The sequence below is a fragment of the Pantoea sp. X85 genome (assembly GCF_029623675.1).
GTDB classification, from domain to species: Bacteria; Pseudomonadota; Gammaproteobacteria; order Enterobacterales; family Enterobacteriaceae; genus Pantoea; species Pantoea leporis.
In genome coordinates this window covers 3412481-3436142 of record NZ_CP121108.1, presented here as the reverse complement: position 1 = coordinate 3436142, position 23662 = coordinate 3412481, and the positions used below count along the sequence as shown (strand labels likewise).

Genomic DNA, 23662 nt, shown 5'->3' with positions numbered 1-23662 from the left:
AACGATCTCAAATAAAAAGGGCTGCCAATTGGCAGCCCTTGCATTCGCTCATCGGGATTACTTCTGACCGATATCGCGCAGTTTTTTGCCGGACATCAGGTTGCGCTCGATGTGCTCCAGCGAAACGTTTTTGGTCTCTGGAATCAGCGCCAGCGTCAGCAGAATGAAGAACACGTTCAGACCGGCGTAAACCCAGAAGGTTGGCGCGTTGCCCAGCGTATTCAGCATGGTCAGGAAGGTAGCACCGACAATCATGTTGGCAATCCAGTTGGTCGCGGTGGACACCGTGATACCGAAGTCGCGGCCTTTCAGCGGCTGAATCTCGGAACACAGTACCCAAATCAGCGGGCCAGCAGACATCGCAAAACCAATGATGAACATCAGCAGCATCGCCACCGCGAAGTATTGCGCTTCTTGAGAATGGATGCCGATGTGCAGCATGGTGCCGAGAATGCCCATACCCAGCGCCATCACCAGGAAGCCCAGCAGCAGCGTAGGTTTACGGCCCCAGCGATCCACCAGACCGATAGCAATAAAGGTCGCCAATACGTTCACCAGACCAACAATCACCGTGCCCCACATTTGTTGCGTGGTGTTGGCAAAGCCAGCGATTTCGAAGATCTTCGGTGCGTAGTACATGATGACGTTCATGCCGGTGAACTGCTGCATCACCTGCAACAGCACGCCAAGGAACACTGCGCGGCGGAAGTTGCTGTTGCTCTGGAACAGCTGCCAGCCCGACTGTTTAATTTTCAGGCTTTCACGGATTTCATCCAGTTCACGTTTTGCTTGCTCGCTGGTATCACGCAGACGCGATAATACGCGCTCAGCACTGCGGAAATCACCTTTAGCCGCCAGCCAGCGTGGGCTGTTGGGCAGGAAGAAGACGCCAACCAGCAGCAGTACCGCAGGAATAGTGATGATGCCCAGCATCCAGCGCCATGCGCCAGCGTCGCTGAACGCGGTATCGGAGAGATACGCCGCCAGAATACCGATGGTAATCATCAGCTGATACAGCGAAATCATACTTCCGCGAATCTTCTCTGGTGCGATTTCCGAGAGATACAGCGGCGCGGTGTAAGAGGCAACACCCACGGCCAGGCCAAGCACCACACGCGCGGCGATCAGCATTTCCGGGCTGGTTGCACCCGCAGACCACAGTGAACCGATAACGAAAAGAATCGCACCGGCCATCAGGCTCTTTTTACGACCCAGACGCGATGACATCCAGCCGCTGCCGACAGCACCGACGGCAGCACCAAACATCATTGAGCTGACGATCCACTCTTGCTGGTGGGCAGTGACGTTAAAGTCTTTCGCGATGAAAGGCAGAGCACCGGCGATAACACCGATATCCAGACCAAACAGCAAGCCGGCCAGCGCCGCTAAGAAGCAGACAAACAAGGTCATGACCTTATTTGAAGTTCTGCTCTTGTGATTATTACCAGGCATGAAGCCTCCAAAGTTTATCCATCGTTGTTGTTATCAATGTTATGAAACCTGTCGGCGGAAAAAAGTGAGTAAGATCACATCAGTGTAATCGGTTACACACGCTGAAACCCTGCAATCCAGCATTTTCCGCCCGAAATAGTTACGTAACCAGTAAGGTATAGCACCCTTTAAGTTTCTGACATCGCACTAAATACCGGCTATCAGACGACGCTGAAAATAACGCATTTTCAGAGTAATAACTACGCTGAAAAATCTCTAAATTGCCGATTGATAAAGGATTTCAAAATGTAATCGTTATCACTAAGTTGTAAGCGAGGTGAAAGAAGTGTAGACGGCGGAGAAAAATGTGCCTGACGATGCAAAGGCATAAAAAAAAGCCCGCCAAAAGCGAGCTTCGATGTCAAATTGTGCAGCGTCGCCCTCTCCCGTGGGAGAGGGCATCAGCCCGCAGAGGAGTCTGTTACTTCAAACCCGCCGCTTCGCGCAGCTGCGCGGCTTTGTCAGTCTGCTCCCACGGGAAGTGCTCACGACCAAAGTGACCGTATGCTGCGGTCTCTTTGTAGATCGGTTTCAGCAGATCCATCATCTGAATCAGGCCGTATGGACGCAGGTCGAAGAACTCGCGCACCAGCAGCGTCAGCTGCTCGGTGGAGACTTTCTCGGTACCGAAGGTTTCAACCATGATCGAGGTTGGCTCAGCCACGCCGATGGCGTAAGAAACCTGGATTTCACAACGGTCAGCCAGGCCAGCCGCGACGATGTTCTTCGCCACATAACGTGCAGCGTAAGCGGCAGAACGGTCGACTTTTGACGGATCCTTACCTGAGAACGCGCCGCCACCGTGACGCGCCATGCCGCCGTAGGTATCAACGATGATTTTACGACCGGTCAGACCGCAGTCGCCCATTGGACCACCGATGACAAAACGGCCAGTTGGGTTGATGTGGTATTTGGTGCTGGCGGTGATCCACTCAGTCGGCAGAACCGGCTTGATGATCTCTTCCATCACCGCTTCACGCAGATCGGCGGTGGTCACATCTTCAGCATGCTGGGTCGAGAGTACAACTGCATCGATACCGACAATTTTGCCGTCATCGTACTGGAAGGTGATCTGGCTTTTTGCATCCGGACGCAGCCACGGCAGTGAACCACTTTTACGCACTTCAGCCTGACGCTGCACCAGACGGTGCGCGTAGGTGACCGGCGCTGGCATCAGCACATCGGTTTCGTTGCTGGCGTAGCCGAACATCAGGCCCTGATCGCCCGCGCCTTGTTCCAGCGGATCGGTACGGTCAACGCCCTGATTGATGTCTGGAGATTGCTTACCAATCGCGCTCAGCACTGCGCAAGAGTTCGCATCAAAGCCCATATCGGAATGGACATAGCCGATTTCACGTACGGTATTACGGGTGATCTCTTCGATATCCACCCATGCGCTGGTGGTGATTTCACCGCCAACCAGCACCATACCGGTCTTCACGTAAGTTTCGCAGGCCACGCGCGCTTTAGGATCCTGCTCGAGGATCGCATCCAGCACGGCATCGGAAATTTGGTCAGCGATTTTATCAGGATGTCCTTCTGATACGGACTCAGATGTAAAAAGGTGTTTAGCCATTCTGTTCTTTACCTTAAAAATGGTTTGAATACGACTGCATAGCGTAAGCGGGATCAGACCGACTCGACGCCCCTTCAGGCAAAGCCGCAAGCAGTGGCAGCGAGAGCATTAACTCACACCGCCTGGATGTTAATCAGTTTAGATGGAAAACCATCTGGACGGCTATTCTAGGTTACTCAGTGAGCACTTTTCCAGTGCTTTTTCCGATCCCGCATTTTCCGCAACATCCTAAGTGGAATCATTTCCTGACACCGCGCGCAGTTACTGACAAAGATTTTGCAATTTACCCCGCGTGGCTGTATAAAACGCCGCTGCTGTCGACCACAGCCGCAAAGGATGACGCCGCCGTGCGTCGCGCTGTCAGATGCCATTTAATCTGACCTTCACCCAAGCCGTTTCTCGCATGCTTTAAGCAGGCGATGGAGGTGATTAAAGTAATGAACCACTCTTTCTCTCGCTTTGGTTCACTGCGCTGTTCCGGCGCGCTGGCACTCCTTTCACACTCCAAACCCGTTCTTTTCTCTTATCGACGTTGTGTTCATTCTCCCGACACGCGCGCCGGTTAACATTTCTCTGCATCTATTACTCTATTTCGCTGTCTACTGACCGTGGAAGTCTCAGGCTATTTGCCCCGACTTTGGCGCGGTGTTTTACACTTAGAGTCAGCATTGCACAGTGCAACCTTACAGAGGCAGCAAGCAGGATGAGGCAATTTTTACCTGGCGCCACCATGAAAAAACTCGGTAACAAATTCATATTTCAACGGAAAATTGAGGTTCGCGATGTCTGACGACATGAAGAATATCAAGGGTTCGTCAGCTGGCGAACAAGGTGTACTCCGCTCCATGCAGGAGGTGGCAATGAACGATCAGGAAGCGAGCAGAATGCTGCGTACCTACAACATTGCCTGGTGGGGAAATAACTATTACGACGTCAACGAACTGGGGCACATCAGCGTGTGTCCCGATCCGGATCAGCCGGAAGTGCGCGTTGACTTAGCGAAGCTGGTGAAAGAGCGCGAAGCCGACGGTCAACGTCTGCCGGCGCTGTTCTGCTTCCCGCAGATTCTCCAGCATCGTCTGCGTTCGATTAATGCCGCCTTCAAACGCGCGCGTGAATCTTACGGCTATAAAGGTGATTACTTCCTGGTTTACCCAATCAAGGTGAATCAGCATAAGCGCGTGATTGAGTCGCTGGTCAACTCTGGCGAACCGCTGGGCTTGGAAGCCGGTTCGAAAGCCGAGCTGATGGCTGTGCTGGCCCACGCCGGCAAAACCCGTTCGGTGATTGTCTGCAACGGCTATAAAGACCGCGAATACATTCGTCTGGCGCTGATCGGTGAAAAGCTCGGCCACAAAGTCTATCTGGTGATCGAGAAGATGACCGAGGTGCGTCTGGTGCTGGAAGAGGCCGAGCGTCTGAATGTGATTCCACGTCTCGGTATCCGTGCGCGTCTGGCGTCGCAGGGCTCAGGCAAGTGGCAGTCAAGCGGCGGTGAAAAATCGAAGTTTGGTCTGGCAGCATCGCAGGTGTTACAGCTGGTCGATATCATGCGCAAAGCGGGCCGTCTCGATAGCCTGCAACTGCTGCACTTCCATCTCGGTTCGCAGATGTCCAACATCCGCGACATCGCGACCGGTGTGCGTGAGTCGGCGCGTTTCTACGTGGAGCTGGCGAAGCTGGGCGTTAACATCAAATGCTTCGATGTGGGCGGCGGTTTGGGCGTGGATTATGAAGGAACCCGCTCGCAGTCAGATTGCTCGGTCAACTACGGTCTGAACGAATACGCCAACAACGTGATTTGGGCGATTGGCGATGCCTGTGAAGAGAACGGGCTGGAACATCCAACCGTGATCACCGAGTCAGGTCGTGCGGTGACGGCACACCACACCGTGCTGGTGTCCAACATCATTGGTGTTGAGCGTAACGAGTTCAGCACGCCGGTGGCACCGGATGCCGATTCACCGCGTCCGATTCAGAGCCTGTGGGATACGTGGCAGGAGATGCACGAACCTGACGTGCGTCGTTCGCTGCGCGAATGGCTGCACGATAGCCAAATGGATCTGTTCGACATCCATACCGGTTATTCATCAGGCACCTACGATCTCGGCCAGCGTGCCTGGGCAGAGCAGCTTTATCTGAGCATCTGCCACTACATTCAGCAGCATCTCGATCCCAGCAACCGCGCGCATCGCCCGATCATCGATGAGCTGCAGGAGCGCATGGCGGATAAGATTTACGTCAACTTCTCGCTGTTCCAGTCAATGCCGGATGCGTGGGGCATCGATCAGCTGTTCCCGGTGCTGCCGCTGGAAGGGCTGAATAAAATGCCGAAGCGTCGTGCGGTGTTGCTCGACATCACCTGTGACTCCGATGGCACCATCGATCACTACGTCGATGGCGATGGCATTGCCACCACCATGCCGATGCCGGAATACGACATCGACAATCCGCCGATGCTCGGCTTCTTTATGGTAGGCGCGTACCAGGAAATTCTCGGCAACATGCATAACCTGTTCGGTGATACCGAAGCGGTTGATGTGTTTGCGTTCCCGGATGGCAGCGTGGAAGTTCAGCTGTCGGATGAGGGCGATACCGTGGCGGATATGCTTGAGTACGTGCAGCTGAATCCTAACGATTTGATGACGCTGTTCCGCGATCAGGTAACGCAACAAACGGATATAGATGAAGAGCTGCGCGCGCAGTTCTTGTCTGAATTCGAGAGTGGCTTGTACGGTTATACCTATTTAGAAGATGAGTAATTAATTGTTCTTAAACCGAGCTCGCAAGGGCTCGGTTTTCGCTTTTCCTGCTATATCCGCGCCTGAAAATAATAATTTAATTTGATTTGTGAAGACGATCACCTTTGGCTTATTTGTAACCCGCCACGTAAATCCCACATTTACCTCCCCAAATGTTATCTCCTTCTTTTCTCTAATAAAGCGAGTCGGCAACGCTGATTATTTTCTTAATATCCTTACCTTACTTACTGATTCATCATGGATTAAGCAGTTATTCTGTTATGTATTCTTTGTAATGCATAATAAAAATTTAAACATTAATGTTTTAATAGTCACCATAGAAATTAGTGGTTATTGGCGCTTTTTGGAAGCATAGATGCCAGATAAAACATTTTGCAATTTGAGTTAAGGAGAGCTATTAAATCGTGCAGAATCTTTTTTTATCGTTATTTTTCAATTCGATAAGGTTTTTACAGATCTCTTAAAGTAAACGATAAGTTAAATTATATTAAGAATTTTCTGAGCTTTTGTGAATTTTAGAGAAATTTACTTACGTTATTGATTGATTTAAACGATTGAAGTTACCTAAAGTGTTTACTGAAATCTATTTCTCAAAGTGTAAGTAGTACGTTAACCTTCAGTTAAGACATTAAGTTTTATCAATGTTTACCTTACTTCTTACATGAGAAATCCTGACAGTTTAAGGCTATCAGGCAGTTGCAGTAAGGATATGAAATGAGCAATCAACCGAAGACAGTGTTCTTGTTGGAGCCGGTTTACGATTTATCCGGCCAGGTGATTGCCAGGGAATTGTTAACGCGTCTTGCAGACGACGCAGATATCAATAATAAGCGTAACCCTGAAAGGGATGTTGGGTTCTTCAGTCAGCTTTCTGCTGACGTTAAATGGCAGTTATTCCTCCACCAGATCGAAAAACTTATTCAGCTATACCAGAAAGGGTTCGACCAGATTGTCAGTGTCAATGTTGATAGAGATATCGTAGCCAGCATTTTTAAAGATGCTGAAATACAAGAAAAACTGGCTCAACTGACGCTGTTGCGTCTGGAAATATCAGCATTCTTTACTGCGCGATTTAATAGCGCCGATCTGTTGATTTTAAAAGGTGTCGCGAAAGTGACGCCGGCCCCTTTATGGCTCGATGACTTTGGTCCGGGTTATTCCAACCTTTCCATGTTTGATAGCGGAATATTTGAAATCGTCAAGATTGACAAAGAATTTTTTTGGCAATTTGGCGACGGTCGCACCTTTGACATTCTGCTCGACCATCTCAACGAATTATGCAACGGCGTCATCGTTGAGGGTGTTGAAAATCAACAACAGGTCGACCTGCTGTCGCATAAAGCAATTTATGGCATGCAGGGCTATTTGTGGCAGAGCGTCTATCTCGATAATTTATTAGCTTAATCCTGAAATTATTGGGTTGGTTTCATCCCTCGGGGAAGTAAAAAAATGTCAAAGCCTGGGCTTTATGCGTTTCACGTCATTTGTGCCCGGCCGCTTGAGAATAAATATATTTTTCCCGCGGTGATTTTAAGAAATAAAACCAATCAGTTATCAGGATGGCGGCTAAACAAAACTCAACGCGATTTCATTCTCAGCCTGTATGAAATCGATCAAGAGAAGAAGTGAATAATCGTCGCGATTATTCGCTGTAAAAGCCGGTGTCTGCTGATACCGGGCGTGATTATGGAAACTGCGGGATCTCGATAACATGAATAATATCTCAGTAACCCCAAAAGGTGGGACCGTTGCTTCTGAGCTGAGTGGAAATCAAGTTAATTTGACCGCTCCGAGTTTGGTGAAGCTGCATCTTAATCAGTCTGATATTAAGTCTTTCACACGCAATGGTAATGATTTAGTCGTCACCACGAAGTCTGGTGAAGTGGTTGTTATTCATAATTTTTATAGCCCGAATGGCGATAGCGATCTGGTTCTGCAGGACTATCGCGGCGCCATGTGGTGGGTTGAAGATCCCGGTACAGAAGGTTTCCAGTACGTTTCAATCGACAGCACCGAAGGGCTGTTAGCGGAAAACACCACCAATAACGGCACCATTGCCGCCTTTGGTATCGGTGGTGCGGCGCTGGCGGGCTTAGGTGCGCTGTTTGCCGGTTCAGGTGGTGGTGGCGGTAATGCCTCGCCGACCAATCCCGATGACGGTAACAACGGCGGCAATCCCACCAACCCAACTAATCCTACCAACCCAACCAATCCCACCGATCCCGGTGGAAACGACACTACGCCGCCAACCGCCATCGCGGATTTGGTGATCAACGACGCCGTAGGTCCGTACCAGGGCGCGATTGGCGCGGGTGCCATTACCGATGACAACACACCCACGCTGAGCGGCACCGCTGAAGCGGGCGCGATTGTCAGCATTTACGATGGCAGCACGCTGCTCGGCACTGTCACCGTTGGCGCTGATGGCCGCTGGAGCTTTACCACGCCAGCGCTGGCGGAGGGTCAGCATAGTTTGACCGCTACCGTCACCGACGCGGCGGGGAACACCAGCCCAGCGACCAATCCGGTGGATTTCACCGTGGATACCGTGGCGCCCGCAACGGTTGGCGACCTGAGCGTCATTAACAACAGCGGCTCGACTGCGCAGCCCATCACCAACGGCGGCGCGACCAAAGACACCACGCCAGTGCTGAGCGGAACGGCGGAAGCGGGCTCGATTATCACCATCCGCGATGGCGATACGGTGCTCGGCAGTGTCACCGTGGGCAGCAACGGTGCATGGAGCTTTACCAGCCCAACGCTGGGCGAGGGCAGCCATACGTTGAGCATCACCGCCACCGATGCAGCGGGCAACGTCAGCACGCCAGCGACCATCACCTTCACCGTGGATACGCAAGCGCCAGCAGCAGTCATCGACCTGCAGGTTAACGATAATTCAGGCGGCAGCGGCGGCACCGTAACTAACGGCGGGACAACCGATGACAATACGCCGACGCTTACCGGCAGCGGTGAAGTGGGCGCGATTGTCAGCGTTTATGATGGGCAAACGCTGCTGGGTACGGCGGTCGTGGGTTCCGATGGCAGCTGGAGTTACACCACCAGCGCCCTGAGTAACGGCAGCCACAGCCTGACTGTGACCGTGACCGATGCGGCTGGCAACGTCAGCGCGCCATCAGCCCCTCATGAAATCACCGTGCAGGCCGCTATTCCGCCTGCCACAACGTCGCTGGAAATCACCGATGACTCCGGCAACACGCTGGTGCAGCTCAGCAACGGCGCCAGCACTCAGGATAACACGCCAACGCTGAGCGGCCTGGCGACGGCGGGTGCGCTGATCACGCTGTATAACGGCACCACGGTGCTGGGTAGCGTGGTTGCGGGCAGCGATGGTCAGTGGACCTTTACCCCAACTGCGTTGGCTGACGGTGCCTACGCGCTGCACGCCACCGTTGATAACAACGCGGGCAGCGTGACGCAAACGCCAACCATCACCATCACGGTGGATACCGTCGCGCCCGCTGCAGCTGGTGGCGTAACGCTGAGCGATAACGATGGCAGCACGCTACAACCGATTGCCGCCGGTGGCGCGACCAATAACACCACGCCGGTGCTGAGCGGCACCGCTGAACCGGGTAGCACCGTCATCGTGCGTGATGGCGATAGCGTGCTCGGCACGGCAATCGTGGGCAGCAATGGGTCATGGAGCTTCACTGCGCCGACCTTAACCGAAGGCGGTCACAGCCTGACCGCCACGGTCACCGACGCGGCAGGTAATGTGGGTCCAACCTCGACGCCGATCGCCTTCACCGTGGATACTCAGGCACCTGCGGGTGCCAGCAATGTGGTGATCAGCGATAACGTCGGTGCTGCAACCGGCCCAATCACCGCGGGCGGCACCACCGACGACAGCACACCCACGCTATCCGGTAACGGTGAAGCCAACGCCATCGTCAAAATTTATGATGGCAGCACGCTGCTCGGCAGCGTCACCGTTGGCAACGACGGCACCTGGAGCTTTACCACGCCAACGTTGAGCAACGGTAGCCATTCGCTCAGCGTAACGGTGACCGATGCGGCAGGTAACGTCAGCCCGGCGACAACCGGTGTTGGCTTCACCGTCAACGCTGGCGTACCGCCAACCACCAGCACGCTGGAAATCACCGATGACAGCGGCAGCACACTTCGCCTGTTGCCAGAAGGTTCCAGCACGCAGGACACCACGCCAACCTTGAGCGGTCTGGCCTCGGCGGGCGCGCTCATCGAGTTATATAACGGCACCACGCTGCTCGGCAGCACCGTCGCGGGTGCGGATGGGCAATGGAGCTTTACGCCAGCTACCGCGCTGGCTGACGGGACTTATGCCTTCCACGCCACGGCCACTGATACCAATGGCAATGTGACTGATTCCGGCACCCTTAACATCACTATTGATAACACCGCGCCGGCAGCGGCTGGCGACTTGCAATTGAGCGATAACAGCGGCAGCACCGTGGTACCCATTGCCTCTGGCGGCACCAGCAATGACAACACGCCAACCTTGAGCGGCACCGCAGAACCGGGTAGCACCGTTACCGTGCTGGATGGCACCAACGTGCTCGGCAGCGTAACGGTGGGCAGCGACGGCAGCTGGAGCTTCACCTCGCCAACCCTGAGTGACGGCAACCACAGCCTCACCACCACCGTCACCGATCCGGCCGGCAACACCGGTCCGGCGTCGCCTGCCGTTACTTTAACAGTGGATACCACGCCGCCAGCCGTTATTGCCGATCTGGTGATCGAAGATAGCGTCGGCGCGGTACAAGGACCGTTAACGTCCGGCGATACCACCGATGACCGCGCACCAACCCTGAGCGGCACCGGCGAGCCGAATGCCACCATCAGTATTTACGATGGCACCACGCTGCTGGGTAACACCACCGTGGACACCGACGGCACATGGCGTTTCACCACGCCAGCGTTGAGCAATGGCAGCCATACCTTCACCGTCACCGCCACGGACAGCGCCGGTAACGTTGGTCCAGCCAGTCCACCCATCGTGATTAACGTTGATGCGGCTATTCCGCCAGCCACATCGTCGCTGGAAGTGACGGATGAAAACGGCAATACCGTGGGTCAGCTGACTGACGGCGCCAGCACCAACAATGACAGCCCGGTATTAACCGGTTTGGCGGGGCCCGGCAATATCATAACCCTTTATGACGGCACCACCGTGCTGGGCAGCACCACGGCGGGCAGTAACGGTCAGTGGATTTTCTATGTCACCGGTTTAGGCAATGGTCCGCATGCGTTGCACGGCACCATTACCGATGCCAACGGCAATGTCACTGATACCGCCACCATCAACATCATCGTGGATACCATCGCGCCCGATGCCGCAACCGACGTGGAACTCACCAACGATGCGGGCAGCATTACGCAGCCAGTTACCGCCGGCGGTGCCAGCAATGACGCGACACCAGTCTTAAGCGGCAGCGCGGAAGCGGGCAGCACCGTCACTATCCTTGATGGCACCACCGTGTTGGGTACCGTGACGGTCGGCAGCGACGGTAACTGGAGCTTTACCACACCGACGCTGGCGGAGGGCAATCACAGCCTGAGCACCACCGTGACCGATGCGGCGGGCAACGTCAGCCCGGCGACCACACCGATCGCCTTCAGCGTAGACACCACCGCGCCAGCGCCGGTCAGCGGTTTGGTGGTAAACGATAACGTCGGCGGCAGCACCGGTCCGTTGACTTCGGGCACCATCACCGACGACAGCACGCCAACTTTGAGCGGCAGCGCCGAAGCGGGATCGGTGGTGCGCGTCTATGACGGCACCACGCTGCTGGGCTCAGCGACAGCGGGCAGCGACGGTAGCTGGAGCTTCACGCCAGATGCCGCGCTGACTAACGGCCAACACAGCCTGACCACCACCGTTACCGATGCGGCAGGCAATGTTAGCCCGTCGTCGCCGGTATTTACCCTCAATGTCGATGCTGGCGTTCCGGCGACCAGCAGCCTGCTGGTGGTGACCGACGACAGCGGCAGCACGCTGGTTGAACTGCCAAACAACTCCAGCACTAACGACACCACGCCGATTCTTAGCGGCCAGGCAGGCGCGGGCGATCTGATCACGCTGTATAACGGCACCACCCTCATTGGCAGCACGGTCGCGGGTAGCGATGGGCAGTGGAACTTCACACCTGCGGCGCTGGCCGATGCCACTTACGCTTTCCACGCGGTCGCCACTAACGCCACAACCGGCGTGGAGACCGATTCGCCAACCATCAACATCACCATTGATACCGTGGTGCCGACCGCGCCAACCGGCGTGGCGCTGGAAGATGGTGCGGGTGTGCCGATCCCGGAAGGCAGCAGCACCAACACCAACACGCCAACCTTGAGCGGCAGCGGTGAAGCGGGCAGTACGGTCACCATCTCGGATGGCACCACCGTGCTCGGCACCACCACGGTGGGCAACGATGGCAGCTGGAGTTACACCACGCCACCGCTGAGCGATGGCGATCATAGCCTGACCTCAACCGTTACCGATGCCGCTGGCAATACCGGCCCGGCTTCTACGCCGGTGACGGTGACCATCGATACCCAGCCGCCTGCCGCAGCGGGCAATGTGCAGTTCACCAACGACGACGGCACGCCGCTGGCTTCAGGTAGCACCACCGGCGACACCACGCCAACCCTGAACGGCACCGCCGAACCGGGCAGCACCGTGACGGTGAGCGATGGCACTACGGTGCTGGGCACCGCAATCACCGGCATCGACGGCAACTGGAGCTTTACACCAACCGATCCGCTGACTGAAGGGCAGCACAATCTCACCACCACCGTCACCGATACGGCCGGTAACGTCGGCCCTGCGTCGTCGGTGGTGATTGTGATTGTGGATACCACGCCACCGGCAGCGGCTACCGATTTGCAACTGAGCAACGATGGCAGCGGCACGCTGGTGCCGGTCGCGGATGGCGGCACCACCAACGATGTCACGCCAGTGTTGAGCGGTCGTGCGGAACCAGGCAGCGTCGTGACGGTGTCTGATGGCAGTACGGCGTTGGGTTCGGTGACCGTCGGCAACGATGGTAACTGGAGCTTTACCTCTCCGGCGCTCGGCGATGGTTCACACAGCCTGACCACCACCGTGACCGATGCGGCGGGCAATACCGGCGCGGCCAGCACGCCATTGACCTTCACCATCGACACCACGGCACCGCCAGCACCGGGCGGTGTGCAGCTGAGTAACGACAGCAGCGGCACGTCTGTACCTATTCCCTCTGGTGCGGCCACCAACGATGCAACGCCAGTATTGAGCGGCACCGCAGCAGCGGGCAGCACCATTACCGTTTCTGATGACGGTACCGTACTCGGTACCGTCACCGTTGGCAGCGGCGGAACATGGAGCTTCACCACGCCAGCACTGAACGAGGGCAATCACAGCCTGACCGCCACCGTTACCAGTCCGGCGGGTAACACCGGTGCGCCCTCTGCGCCCATTGTGGTCACTGTGGATATCACGCCACCTGCGGCGGCAACGGGTCTGCAACTCAGCAACAATGAAGGAGCGACGCCGGTACCGATTGCTGCGGGCGGCACCACTAATGACACCACACCTGCGCTGAGCGGCATCGCAGAAGCGGGCAGCATCGTCACGGTGAGTGATGGCACTACCGTGATCGGCAGCGCAGCCGTTGGCAGCGATGGCAGCTGGAGCGTGATCCCAACCGCACCGTTGACGGCGGGAGAGCACACGCTTACTGCGACCGTCACCGATCCGGCCGGTAACGTTGGCCCGGCATCGGCCCCCATCGTCGTCAATATCGACACCGCCCAACCGCCAGTCGCAGCTGATCTTGAGCTGAACAATGACAACGGCGGCACGCCAGTTCCGATTGCGTCCGGCGGCGCGACCAATGACACCACGCCGGTGCTCAGCGGTAGCGCAGCGGCGGGCAGCACCGTCACCGTACTGGATGGCACCACCGTGCTCGGCACCGTTGTGGTTGGCAGCGGCGGCAGCTGGAGCTTCAGTACGCCGGCGTTAAGCGAAGGCGCGCACAGCCTGACCACCACCGTCACCAGCGCATCGGGTAATGTCAGCGATCCGTCTGCGCCGATTAACTTCACCGTGGATACGCAGCCACCAGCAACCTCAACCGGTCTGCAACTGAGTAACGACGGCGGTACGGCGATTGCCGCTGGCGGTATCACCAACGACAACACGCCCGTGTTGCGCGGCAGCGCCGAAGCGGGCAGCACCGTCACGGTACTGGATGGCACCACCGTGCTGGGCACCGCCACGGCGGACACCGACGGCAACTGGAGCTTTACGCCAACGATCGCGCTGGGCGAGGGCGCACACAGCCTGACCACCACCGTCACCGATGCGGCGGGCAACAGCAGCGGCGCATCCACGCCGGTTACCTTTACCGTGGATACCTCACCGCCAGCCGCCGCCACCGATCTGCAGCTCAGCAATAACAACAGCGGCACGGCGATTCCTGTTGATACCGGCGGTCGCACCAACGACACCACGCCAGTGTTGAGCGGCAGTGCCGAAGCGGGCAGCGTCGTCACGGTGCGTGATGGCACCGAGGTGCTGGGCAGCACCACCGTCGGCACCGATGGCAAATGGAGCTTCACTCCGGCCAATCCGCTGGACGAGGGCGCGCACAGCCTGACCGCTACCGTCACCGATCCGGCCGGTAACGTCGGCCCGGCCTCTACGCCGTACGCGGTTACCATCGATATCACCGCGCCGCCAGCCGTGATTACGGTAGCACTCAGTAACGATCAGGGCAGCACGCCAACGCCAATCGTCTCGGGCGGAGCCACTAACGACACCACGCCGGTGCTGAGCGGTACCGCCGAGGCGGACAACATCATCATCGTGCGTGACGGCACCACCGTGCTGGGCTCGACGATTGTTGGCACCGATGGAACCTGGAGCTTCACTTCACCAGCGCTGAGCCAGGGCGCGCACAGCCTGACGGCAACCGTCACTGACGCCGCAGGCAACAGCAGCGCTCCGTCTACGGCAATCGCCTTTATCGTCGATACCGAGGCACCGAATGCGGCGACAGGGCTGCAACTGAGCAATGATTCCGGCCAAACGTCGGTACCGATTGCTGCAGGCGGCGCTACCAACGACACCACACCGGTGTTGAGCGGCAGCGCTGAAGCAGGCAGCATCGTGATTGTTTCTGACGGCAGCAACGTGCTGGGCTCGGTTGTGGTCGGCAGCGGCGGCAGTTGGAGCTTCACTTCGCCGGAGCTGGGCGAGGGCGATCACAGCCTGACCACCACGGTGACCGATGCTGCAGGTAACGTCAGTTCGCCGTCCGCGGCCCTGAACTTCAGTATTGATACCACGCCGCCAGTGGCGCCGGGCGCGATCGCGCTGAACAACAACAACGGCAGTTCACCGGTTACGATTGCGGCAGGCAGCACCACCAACGATGCCACACCGGCGATCAGCGGTACCGCTGCAGCCGGCAGCACCGTGACCGTGCTGGATGGCGCTACCGTGCTGGGCACCGCGATTGTTGGCAGTAACGGACAGTGGAGCTTCACCACGCCAACGTTGGGTGAAGGTGCGCACAGCCTGACGGCGACCGTCACCGATCCTGCGGGTAACGTCGGTCCTGCCTCCGCAGCAATCGCCTTTAACGTTGATACCGTTGCGCCTGTTGCGGCAACCGGACTGGTGCTGAACAACGACAACGGCGGTTCGCCGGTGCCGATTGCTAACAACGGCACCACCAACGACAACACGCCAGAGTTGAGCGGTACCGCAGAAGCCAACAGCATTGTGATTGTGTCTGACGGCACCACCGTGCTGGGCAGCACCGTCGCCGATGCGCAGGGCGCCTGGAGCTTCTCACCCAGTCTGACCGATGGCACGCACAACCTGAGCGTGACGGTGCGTGACGCCGCAGGTAACACCGGACCGGCAAGCAGCACCATCACCGTCACCGTAGATACCGTGGCACCACCAGCGGCGACCGGCCTGACGCTGACCAACGATATTGGTACACCCGTTAGCATTCCGAACGGCGGGCTCACCAACGACAGCACACCGGTGCTGAGCGGTTCTGGACAAGCGGGCAGCATCATCACCGTATCCGATCAAAACGGCGTGTTGGGATCCACCACCGTCGGGGCGGGCGGAACCTGGACCTTCACGCCGGCGAACGCGCTGGCGGATGGAACCCATACCTTTAGCGTCACGGCCAGCGATGCGGCAGGAAACGTCAGTGCGCCGAGCACCATTGGCGTCGTGATTGATGCCACACCGCCAGCGGCGGCGCTGAACGTGGTGGCCAGTAATGATGAAGGCACGTCGCCAGTGGCTATCACCAACGGCGGCTTCACCAACGACAACACGCCATTCCTCACCGGTACCGCCGAAGCGGGTAGCACGGTGATTATCCGTGACGGCACAACCATCATCGGTAGCGCTTCGGTGGGCAGCAACGGCCAGTGGAGCTTCACCTCACCCACGCTGGATGAGGGCGCGCACAGCCTGAGCACCACCGTGGTGGATGCGGCGGGCAATGTGAGTACAGCGTCACCGGCGATTGATTTTACCGTCGACAGCGTGGTTCCAGCGCCAGCCACGCTGGTGGTGAACAATGACAACAGCGGGACGCCCGTACTGGTGCCGAACGGCGCCACCACCAGCGACAACACGCCGTTGCTGAGTGGCACAGCGGAAGCGGGCAGCCTGGTCACTCTTTATGATGGCACCACCGTGATCGGCTCGACCACCGCAACGGCGGGCGGAACCTGGAGCTTCAGCTCACCGACCTTAACTGAGGGTTCGCATACGCTGACCGCCACCGTAACCGACGAGGTCGGCAACGTCAGTTCGCCATCCTCGACCTTTACCGTGGTGGTGGATGCCACCGCACCGCAACCGGCTGACGATCTGCTGCTGCAAAATAACAATGGTGGCTCACCGGTGACCATTGCCGATGGCGGCATTACCAATGACAGCACGCCAGCCATCAGCGGCACGGCGGAAGCCAACGCGATCGTTCGCGTTTATGACGGCACCACCTTAGTGGGTTCAGCCGTAGCAGGCAGCAACGGCGCATGGAGCATCACCACCAGCGCGCTGACGGACGCCACCCATACGCTGAATGTCACCGTGACCGATGCGGCGGGCAACGTGAGCGCCAATGCCTCGGTATCATTGACGGTGGACACCTCTACGCCGGCAGCGGTGTCGAGCTTCGCTATTTACAATAATGCGGCCACTACCACCGTGCAGGTGGCGGATGACGGTGACTCCAACGACAACACGCCTTTGCTGAGCGGAACCGGTGTAGCGGGCACCATCATCAACATCTACGAGGGCAGCGATCTTCTTGGCACCACCACGGTAGGCGACAACGGCGAGTGGCGCTTTGAAACTGCGGCTTTAGATGATGGCCAGCACAGCTTCACCGTTTCAGTCACCAACGCTGCGGGCACCACGGGCCCGGAAGCGATACCGATTACGATTAATATTGATACGGCTGCACCGGCAACGGTCAGCAATCTTGTCGTAACAGACGATGAGGGGGGCAGCACCGGTCCGTTGCTGTCGGGTGACACCACCGATGACAACACGCCAACGCTGAGCGGCTCCGCTGAAGCGGGCAGCCGAGTGTCGGTTTACGATGGCACCACGCTGCTGGGCACCGTGATCGCCACTGGCGGCACATGGAGCTTCACGCCGGGCAGCGCGCTCTCAAACGGCGAGCATAACTTCACCTTCACAGTGACCGATGTAGCAGGCAACGTCAGCGCGGCAAGCAGTCCGGCGTTTACGCTCAATATCACGGCGGATCTGCCGCCAGCGGTCAGTACGCTGGTGATCACCGACGATAGCGGCAATTCACTGGTTACCGTGAATGACGGCGCCAACATCAAGGACGGTACGCCGGTATTAACCGGCGCGGCAGATGTGGGGGATGTGATTACCATTCACGATGGTGCTACCGTGTTGGGTAGCGTTACCGTCGGTGCGACCGGACAGTGGACCTTCACGCCAACGCTGAATGATGGACCGCACGGCATCTATGTCACCACGGTCAATTCAGTGGGTAATCCGGGCGCAACCTCGCCAACGGTGAACTTCACTATTGATACCGTGGCACCGCTTGCAGTAACTAACCTCTCTGCCGCTAATAACAACGACGGCGTAACCGTGCCCATTGCTAACAATGGCACCACCAACGACAGTACCCCGCGGCTCGCCGGTCTCGCGGAAGCCAACGGCATTGTTACGATTTATGACGGCAACACGGTTATCGGCTCAACGGTCGCCAATGGTAGCGGTGAGTGGGACTTCACGTCGCCAACGCTGAGTCAGGGCGGACATGCGCTGAGCGTCACCGTGACGGATGCGGCGGGTAACGTCAGTCCACGCTCTGATGTTGTGAACCTCACGGTCGATACCGTGGCACCCAACGCTTCGACGCTGGTGGTCACCAACGACGTCACCAGCACAGTGGTGCCAAATGGCGGTTCGACCAACGACAACACGCCGACGCTGAGCGGTACCGCAGAAGTGGGCAGTGTGATCACCGTTTACGACGGTACGACCTTGCTCGGTTCGGTTGCTGCCGGAACAGGCGGAGCATGGAGCTTTATTTCACCGGTACTGGGCGAAGGCAGCCATTCGCTCACCGTTCGCGTAACAGATGCCGCCGGTAACACCAGCGCGGCATCCAGCACGGCAACGGTGATCGTAGATACCGTCGTACCAACGGCGGTGAGCGGTTTGACTGCTGCCAACAACAACGGCAGTTCGCCGGTGACCATTGCTGCGGGGGGTAGCACCAATGACAACACGCCAGCACTGAGCGGTACGGCAGATGCGGGCAGCGTGGTGGTGATCCGTGATGGCACCGACGTTATCGGTTCTGTCACCGCAGGCAGCAACGGCGCATGGAGCTTCACGTCACCCACGCTGGCTGATGGTCTGCATACCCTGAACGTGACGGCGACCGATCTCGCCGGTAACGTCAGCCCGAATGCGGCGATCAGCTTCACTGTGACCACAGCAGCACCAACGCCAGTCACCGATCTGGTGGTTTCTGACAACGTAGGTGCAACACAAGGGGCACTCACCAGCGGTGCGGCGACCGATGACAACACGCCAACGCTGAGCGGTAATGCTACCGCTGGCAACATCGTGATTATCTCGGAAGGCACCACGGTGCTGGGTTCTGTGGTGGCGGGCAGCAATGGTGCGTGGAGCCTTACCACAGCCGCATTGAGCGACGGATCGCATCCGTTGAGCGTGACGGTACGCGATGCAGCCGGTAACACCAGCGCGGCGACCAACTTCACGGTCAATGTCGATACGGTGGCGCCAGCCAACGCAACCTTGTTAATCACTAATGATCTCACCAGCACCACGGTACCGAATGGTGGTGCAACTAACGACAGCACGCCAACGCTGAGCGGTACGGCGGAAGCCGGCAGCCGCGTGTCGATTTACGATAGCGGCACCCTGCTGGGTACGGCGGTGGCAGGCAGCAACGGCGCATGGACCTTCACCACCGATGTGCTGACGCAAGGCGCTCATCCACTGAGCGTCACGGTTACCGATGCGGCGGGTAACGTCAGCGGCAGCACCTCGGCCACGGTGATTATCGATACCGTCGCGCCGGGGGCGGTAACCGGTCTGGCCGCGGCCAACAACAACGGCAGCACGCCGGTGGCGATTGCCAATAACGGCAGCACCAATGACAACACGCCAGCGCTGAGCGGTACGGCAGAAGCGGGCAGTCTGGTGATTATCCGCGATGGCACCTCGATTATCGGTTCTGTTACCGCAGGCACTAACGGCGCATGGAGCTTCACCACGCCAACGCTGGCGGAGGGGGCGCACACCTTCAACGTCACGGCGACGGATGCAGCGGGCAACGTCAGCCCGAATGCGACGCTTACCCTGACCGTGGATACCGTGGCACCTGCGCCCGTCACTAACCTGGTGATCAACGACGATGTGGGCGGCATTCAGGGGCCGCTGGCGAACGGTGCGGTGACCGATGATGCCACACCAACGCTGAGCGGTACGGCGGAAGCGAATGCGATTGTCACCATTTACGACGGCACCACGGTGCTGGGTTCAGTGGTGGCCGGCGCGGGCGGTGCGTGGAACTTCACCACTGCCACGCTAGGCAACGGTGTGCATCCGCTGAGCGTAACGGTGAAAGATGCAGCGGGTAACACCAGTGCCGCCACCACGCCGGTTTCCATCACGGTAGACACCGTGGCGCCAGCGGCCTCAACGCTGGTGATCACCAATGACATCACCAGTACCACGGTGCCGAGTGGTGGCTTCACCAACGACAACACCCCAACGCTGAGCGGCGTGGCGGAAGCGAGCAGCCGCGTGTCGATTTATGATGGCGCGACGTTGCTGGGGACGGCGATTGCGAATGGCACAGGCGCATGGACCTTTACCACCGGCGTGCTCACCACCGGCACGCATCCACTCAGCGTCACGGTCACTGACGCGGCGGGTAACGTTAGTGGCAGTATCTCGGCCTCGGTAACCATCGATACCACGCCGCCAGCGGCAGTCACCAATCTGGTGGCCGCTAACAATAACGGCAGTACAGCGGTGACCATTCCGAACAACGGCGTGACCAACGACAATACGCCGCTGTTGACCGGATCCGGCGAGATTGGCGCGAAGATCAGCGTTTACGATGGCACCACGCTGCTGGGCACCACCACGGTGGGCAGCGGTGGCACATGGAGCTTCGTCTCGACGGCGCTGAGCAACGGTGTACATACGCTGAACGTCACGGCAACCGATGCGGCGGGCAACGTGAGCCCGAACGCCTCAACCATCCTGACGATTGATACCGTGGCGCCGAATCCGGTGACCAATCTGGTGATCAATGATGACGTCGGCACTCTTCAGGGGCCGCTGGCGAACGGTGCCTTTACCGATGACGCCACGCCAACCCTGAGCGGCACGGCGGAAGCCAACGCGATTGTGACCATCTACGACGGTACCACCGTGATTGGTTCCACCACCGCCAATGGTTCAGGTGCATGGAGCTTCACCACCGCGACCCTGAGCAACGGTAGCCATCCGCTGAGCGTGACGGTGACCGATGCAGCGGGTAACACCAGTGCGGCATCGGCGACGGTTTCCATTACGGTGGATACCGTGGCACCAGCGGCGTCAACGCTGGTGATCACCAATGATGTCACCAGTACCGTGGTACCGAGCGGCGGTGCTACCAACGACACCACGCCAACGCTGAGCGGCGTGGCGGAAGCGGGCAGCCGCGTCTCGATCTACGATGGTGGCACCTTGTTAGGCACGGCGATTGCGGGTAGCACTGGCGCATGGACCTTCACCACCGCCGCGCTCACGCAGGGCACGCATCCATTGAGCGTGACGGTAACGGACACGGCCGGTAACGTCAGCGGGACGACGTCGGCGTCGGTCATTATCGATACCACGCCGCCAGCGGCGGTCACTAACCTGGTTGCCGCCAATAACAACGGCAGCACGGCGGTGACCATCCCGAATAACGGCATTACCAACGACAGCACGCCGCTGTTGACCGGTAACGGCGAAGTCGGGGCACGGATCAGCGTGTACGACGGCACCACACTGCTGGGCACCACCACGGTGGGCAGCGGTGGCACATGGAGCTTCGTCTCAACTGCGCTGAGCAACGGCACCCATACGCTGAACGTGACGGCAACCGATGCGGCGGGCAACGTCAGCCCGAACGCCTCGACCACGCTGCGCATCGACACTGTGGCACCAACGGCCAGTACGCTCACCATTACCGACGACGCCGGCAGCACGCCGGTGACGTTGACCAATGGCGCGTACACCCGTGACACCACGCCGGTGTTGAACGGCACGGCGGAAGTGGGCGCGATTGTCACCATCTACGATGGCACCACCGCGCTGGGTTCAGTAACGGTTGGCGCCGGTGGCAGCTGGACTTACACCCCCAGCGCACTGGCGAACGGTGCGCATCCGTTGAGCGTAACGGTGACTGATTCGGCGGGTAACGTCAGCACCGGTAACACGGCGGTGACGGTGAACGTCGATACTGTGCCGCCTGCGGCGGTAAGTGGCCTGGCAATCAACGGTGCCGGTACCACGGTCACCGGTAGCGGTGAAGTGGGGGCAACGGTAACGGTACGTGATGCGGGCGGTAACGCGCTGGGTACAACGACGGTAGGCAGCGGCGGTTCATGGTCGGTGAGCCTGAGTACGGCGCAAACCACCGGTGCTTCGCTGTCGGTGATTCAGACTGACCGCGCAGGCAACATATCGACCAGCACCCCGCTGACCGGTGCGATTCAAATCGTGGCAGCGAATGATGTCAACGAAGTGGATTACACCACCCAAATCGGCACCATCACCAATGCCAATACCAGTTCGACCAGCGTCGCATTGCTGAGCGTTAACCTCGGCAGCGTGCTGGGTGTGGGAGTATTGAGCAGCACTAACGCCTATATGTTTAACGTTGGCGCAGGGGATACGCGCACGGTGACATTACACGCCTCGGCCACCAGCCTGGCGGCGCTGACATCGACTTATACCTTGTACCTCTATCAACAGCAGGCGAACGGCACCTGGGCGCTGAAATCCAGCAACGCCAACTACATCACCACGGTTCTGACCATTGGTACACAAACCGGTGGCAACGTGACTTACAGCAACCTCGGTACAGGTAACTATGCCGTGCTGTTGGGCACCAGCACCGGTGTTGGTGTGTTGCCATCGACTACCGTCACCACCACGTCGGATATTACGACGCTGGCGTTGACCGTGGCGGCAACTGTCACCGGCAACCTGTTGACCAACGATACCAGCTCCGTCGCCGGTACGGTGCCGAACGGTACGGTGGTCACCCAGGTGACTGGCAATGCGATTGCGGCCACCGGTAACACGGTGATCACCAGCAGCTACGGTACGCTGACCATCGATTCGCACGGTAACTACACCTATACGCTGAAGGCGGGACTGGATGCCGATCTGGTGCCAGCCACCGACGTCTTCACCTATTCGGTGCGTGATGCCAGCGGCGCGGTGACCTCGGCGAGCCTGACGGTGAACCTGCACAACGGTGCATCCACCAGCACGCTGCTGGCGACCAACAGTCTGGTGGCCGAAGCCACCAATGACCACGATGCCAGCGGCAGCATCTACGGTTCAGCATCGGGCACGCACACCGGAACCTTGAGTATCACTAATGAACACGGCGATATCACCACGGTTCACAGCGTGGGTACGACGTCGATTGCCGGCGACTTTGGTGTGCTGAGTATTGCCGCCAACGGTAACTACACCTATTCACTGAATGCGGGCGTGGATGGACAATCCATTACCCATAAAGAGGTGTTCAGTTACACCCTGGCGGCGAGCGATGGCACCATCACCACGCAGTCGTTCACCATTGAGCTGCATCCAACTATCACAGGAACCACGGGGGCTGACACGCTAACCGGCGGTGCCTACGACGACACCATCACCAGCGGTGCCGGCGCAGATACGTTGGTATATCACTTACTGGCGAGTGCGGATGCTACCGGCGGTAACGGTCACGATACCTGGACCGACTTCAATGTCGCGCAAGGCGACAAAATTGACGTCAGTAACTTGCTTATCGGCTGGAATGATTCCACAAGTAATATTAATGATTTCGTGAAAGTGGATCATACTTCAGATGGCAATACGGTGCTCTCCATTGACCGTGATGGTACCGGTACGGGTTACAGCACCACTCAGCTGATTACGCTGGAAGGCGTGAACGTTTCTCTGGAGGAGCTGCTGCAACAACCGCACCAAAACCACACGGCGTAATCGCTCTGTGATGCAGGGATGCAGTTA

The 23662-nt window shown here is 58.1% G+C and carries 5 protein-coding genes; 3 read left to right on the top strand and 2 right to left on the bottom strand.

What is annotated here, in order from left to right; all coding sequences use genetic code 11:
- Nucleotides 1-57: 57 nt before the first annotated feature.
- Together P6287_RS15895 and metK are read right to left on the bottom strand one after the other, a co-directional pair.
- Nucleotides 58-1452 carry a sugar porter family MFS transporter gene (locus P6287_RS15895; RefSeq protein WP_110868021.1) on the bottom strand — a complete coding sequence of 465 codons (1395 nt, stop codon included), beginning with the start codon at nucleotides 1450-1452 and terminating at the stop codon, nucleotides 58-60.
- Between the two features lie 460 nt (nucleotides 1453-1912).
- Nucleotides 1913-3067 (bottom strand): methionine adenosyltransferase, encoded by a 1155-nt coding sequence (gene metK, locus P6287_RS15890; protein ID WP_061720231.1) that lies wholly within the window; start codon nucleotides 3065-3067, stop codon nucleotides 1913-1915.
- Nucleotides 3068-3849: 782 nt separating this feature from the next.
- On the opposite strand from metK, the gene speA reads away from it, so the two are divergent.
- The 3 genes from speA to P6287_RS15875 all read left to right on the top strand — a co-directional run bounded on the left by speA (nucleotide 3850) and on the right by P6287_RS15875 (nucleotide 23635).
- Nucleotides 3850-5829, top strand: a complete 1980-nt coding sequence (gene speA, locus P6287_RS15885; protein ID WP_101761914.1) for a biosynthetic arginine decarboxylase — start codon at nucleotides 3850-3852, stop codon at nucleotides 5827-5829.
- Between the two features lie 714 nt (nucleotides 5830-6543).
- The gene (locus P6287_RS15880) at nucleotides 6544-7233 is read left to right on the top strand and encodes an EAL domain-containing protein (protein WP_277974071.1); all 690 of its coding nucleotides are present in this window, start codon (nucleotides 6544-6546) and stop codon (nucleotides 7231-7233) included.
- Between the two features lie 376 nt (nucleotides 7234-7609).
- Entirely contained in the window at nucleotides 7610-23635 is a 16026-nt protein-coding gene (locus P6287_RS15875; protein ID WP_277974070.1) for an Ig-like domain-containing protein, read from the top strand.
- The last annotated feature ends 27 nt before the right edge of the window (nucleotides 23636-23662 follow it).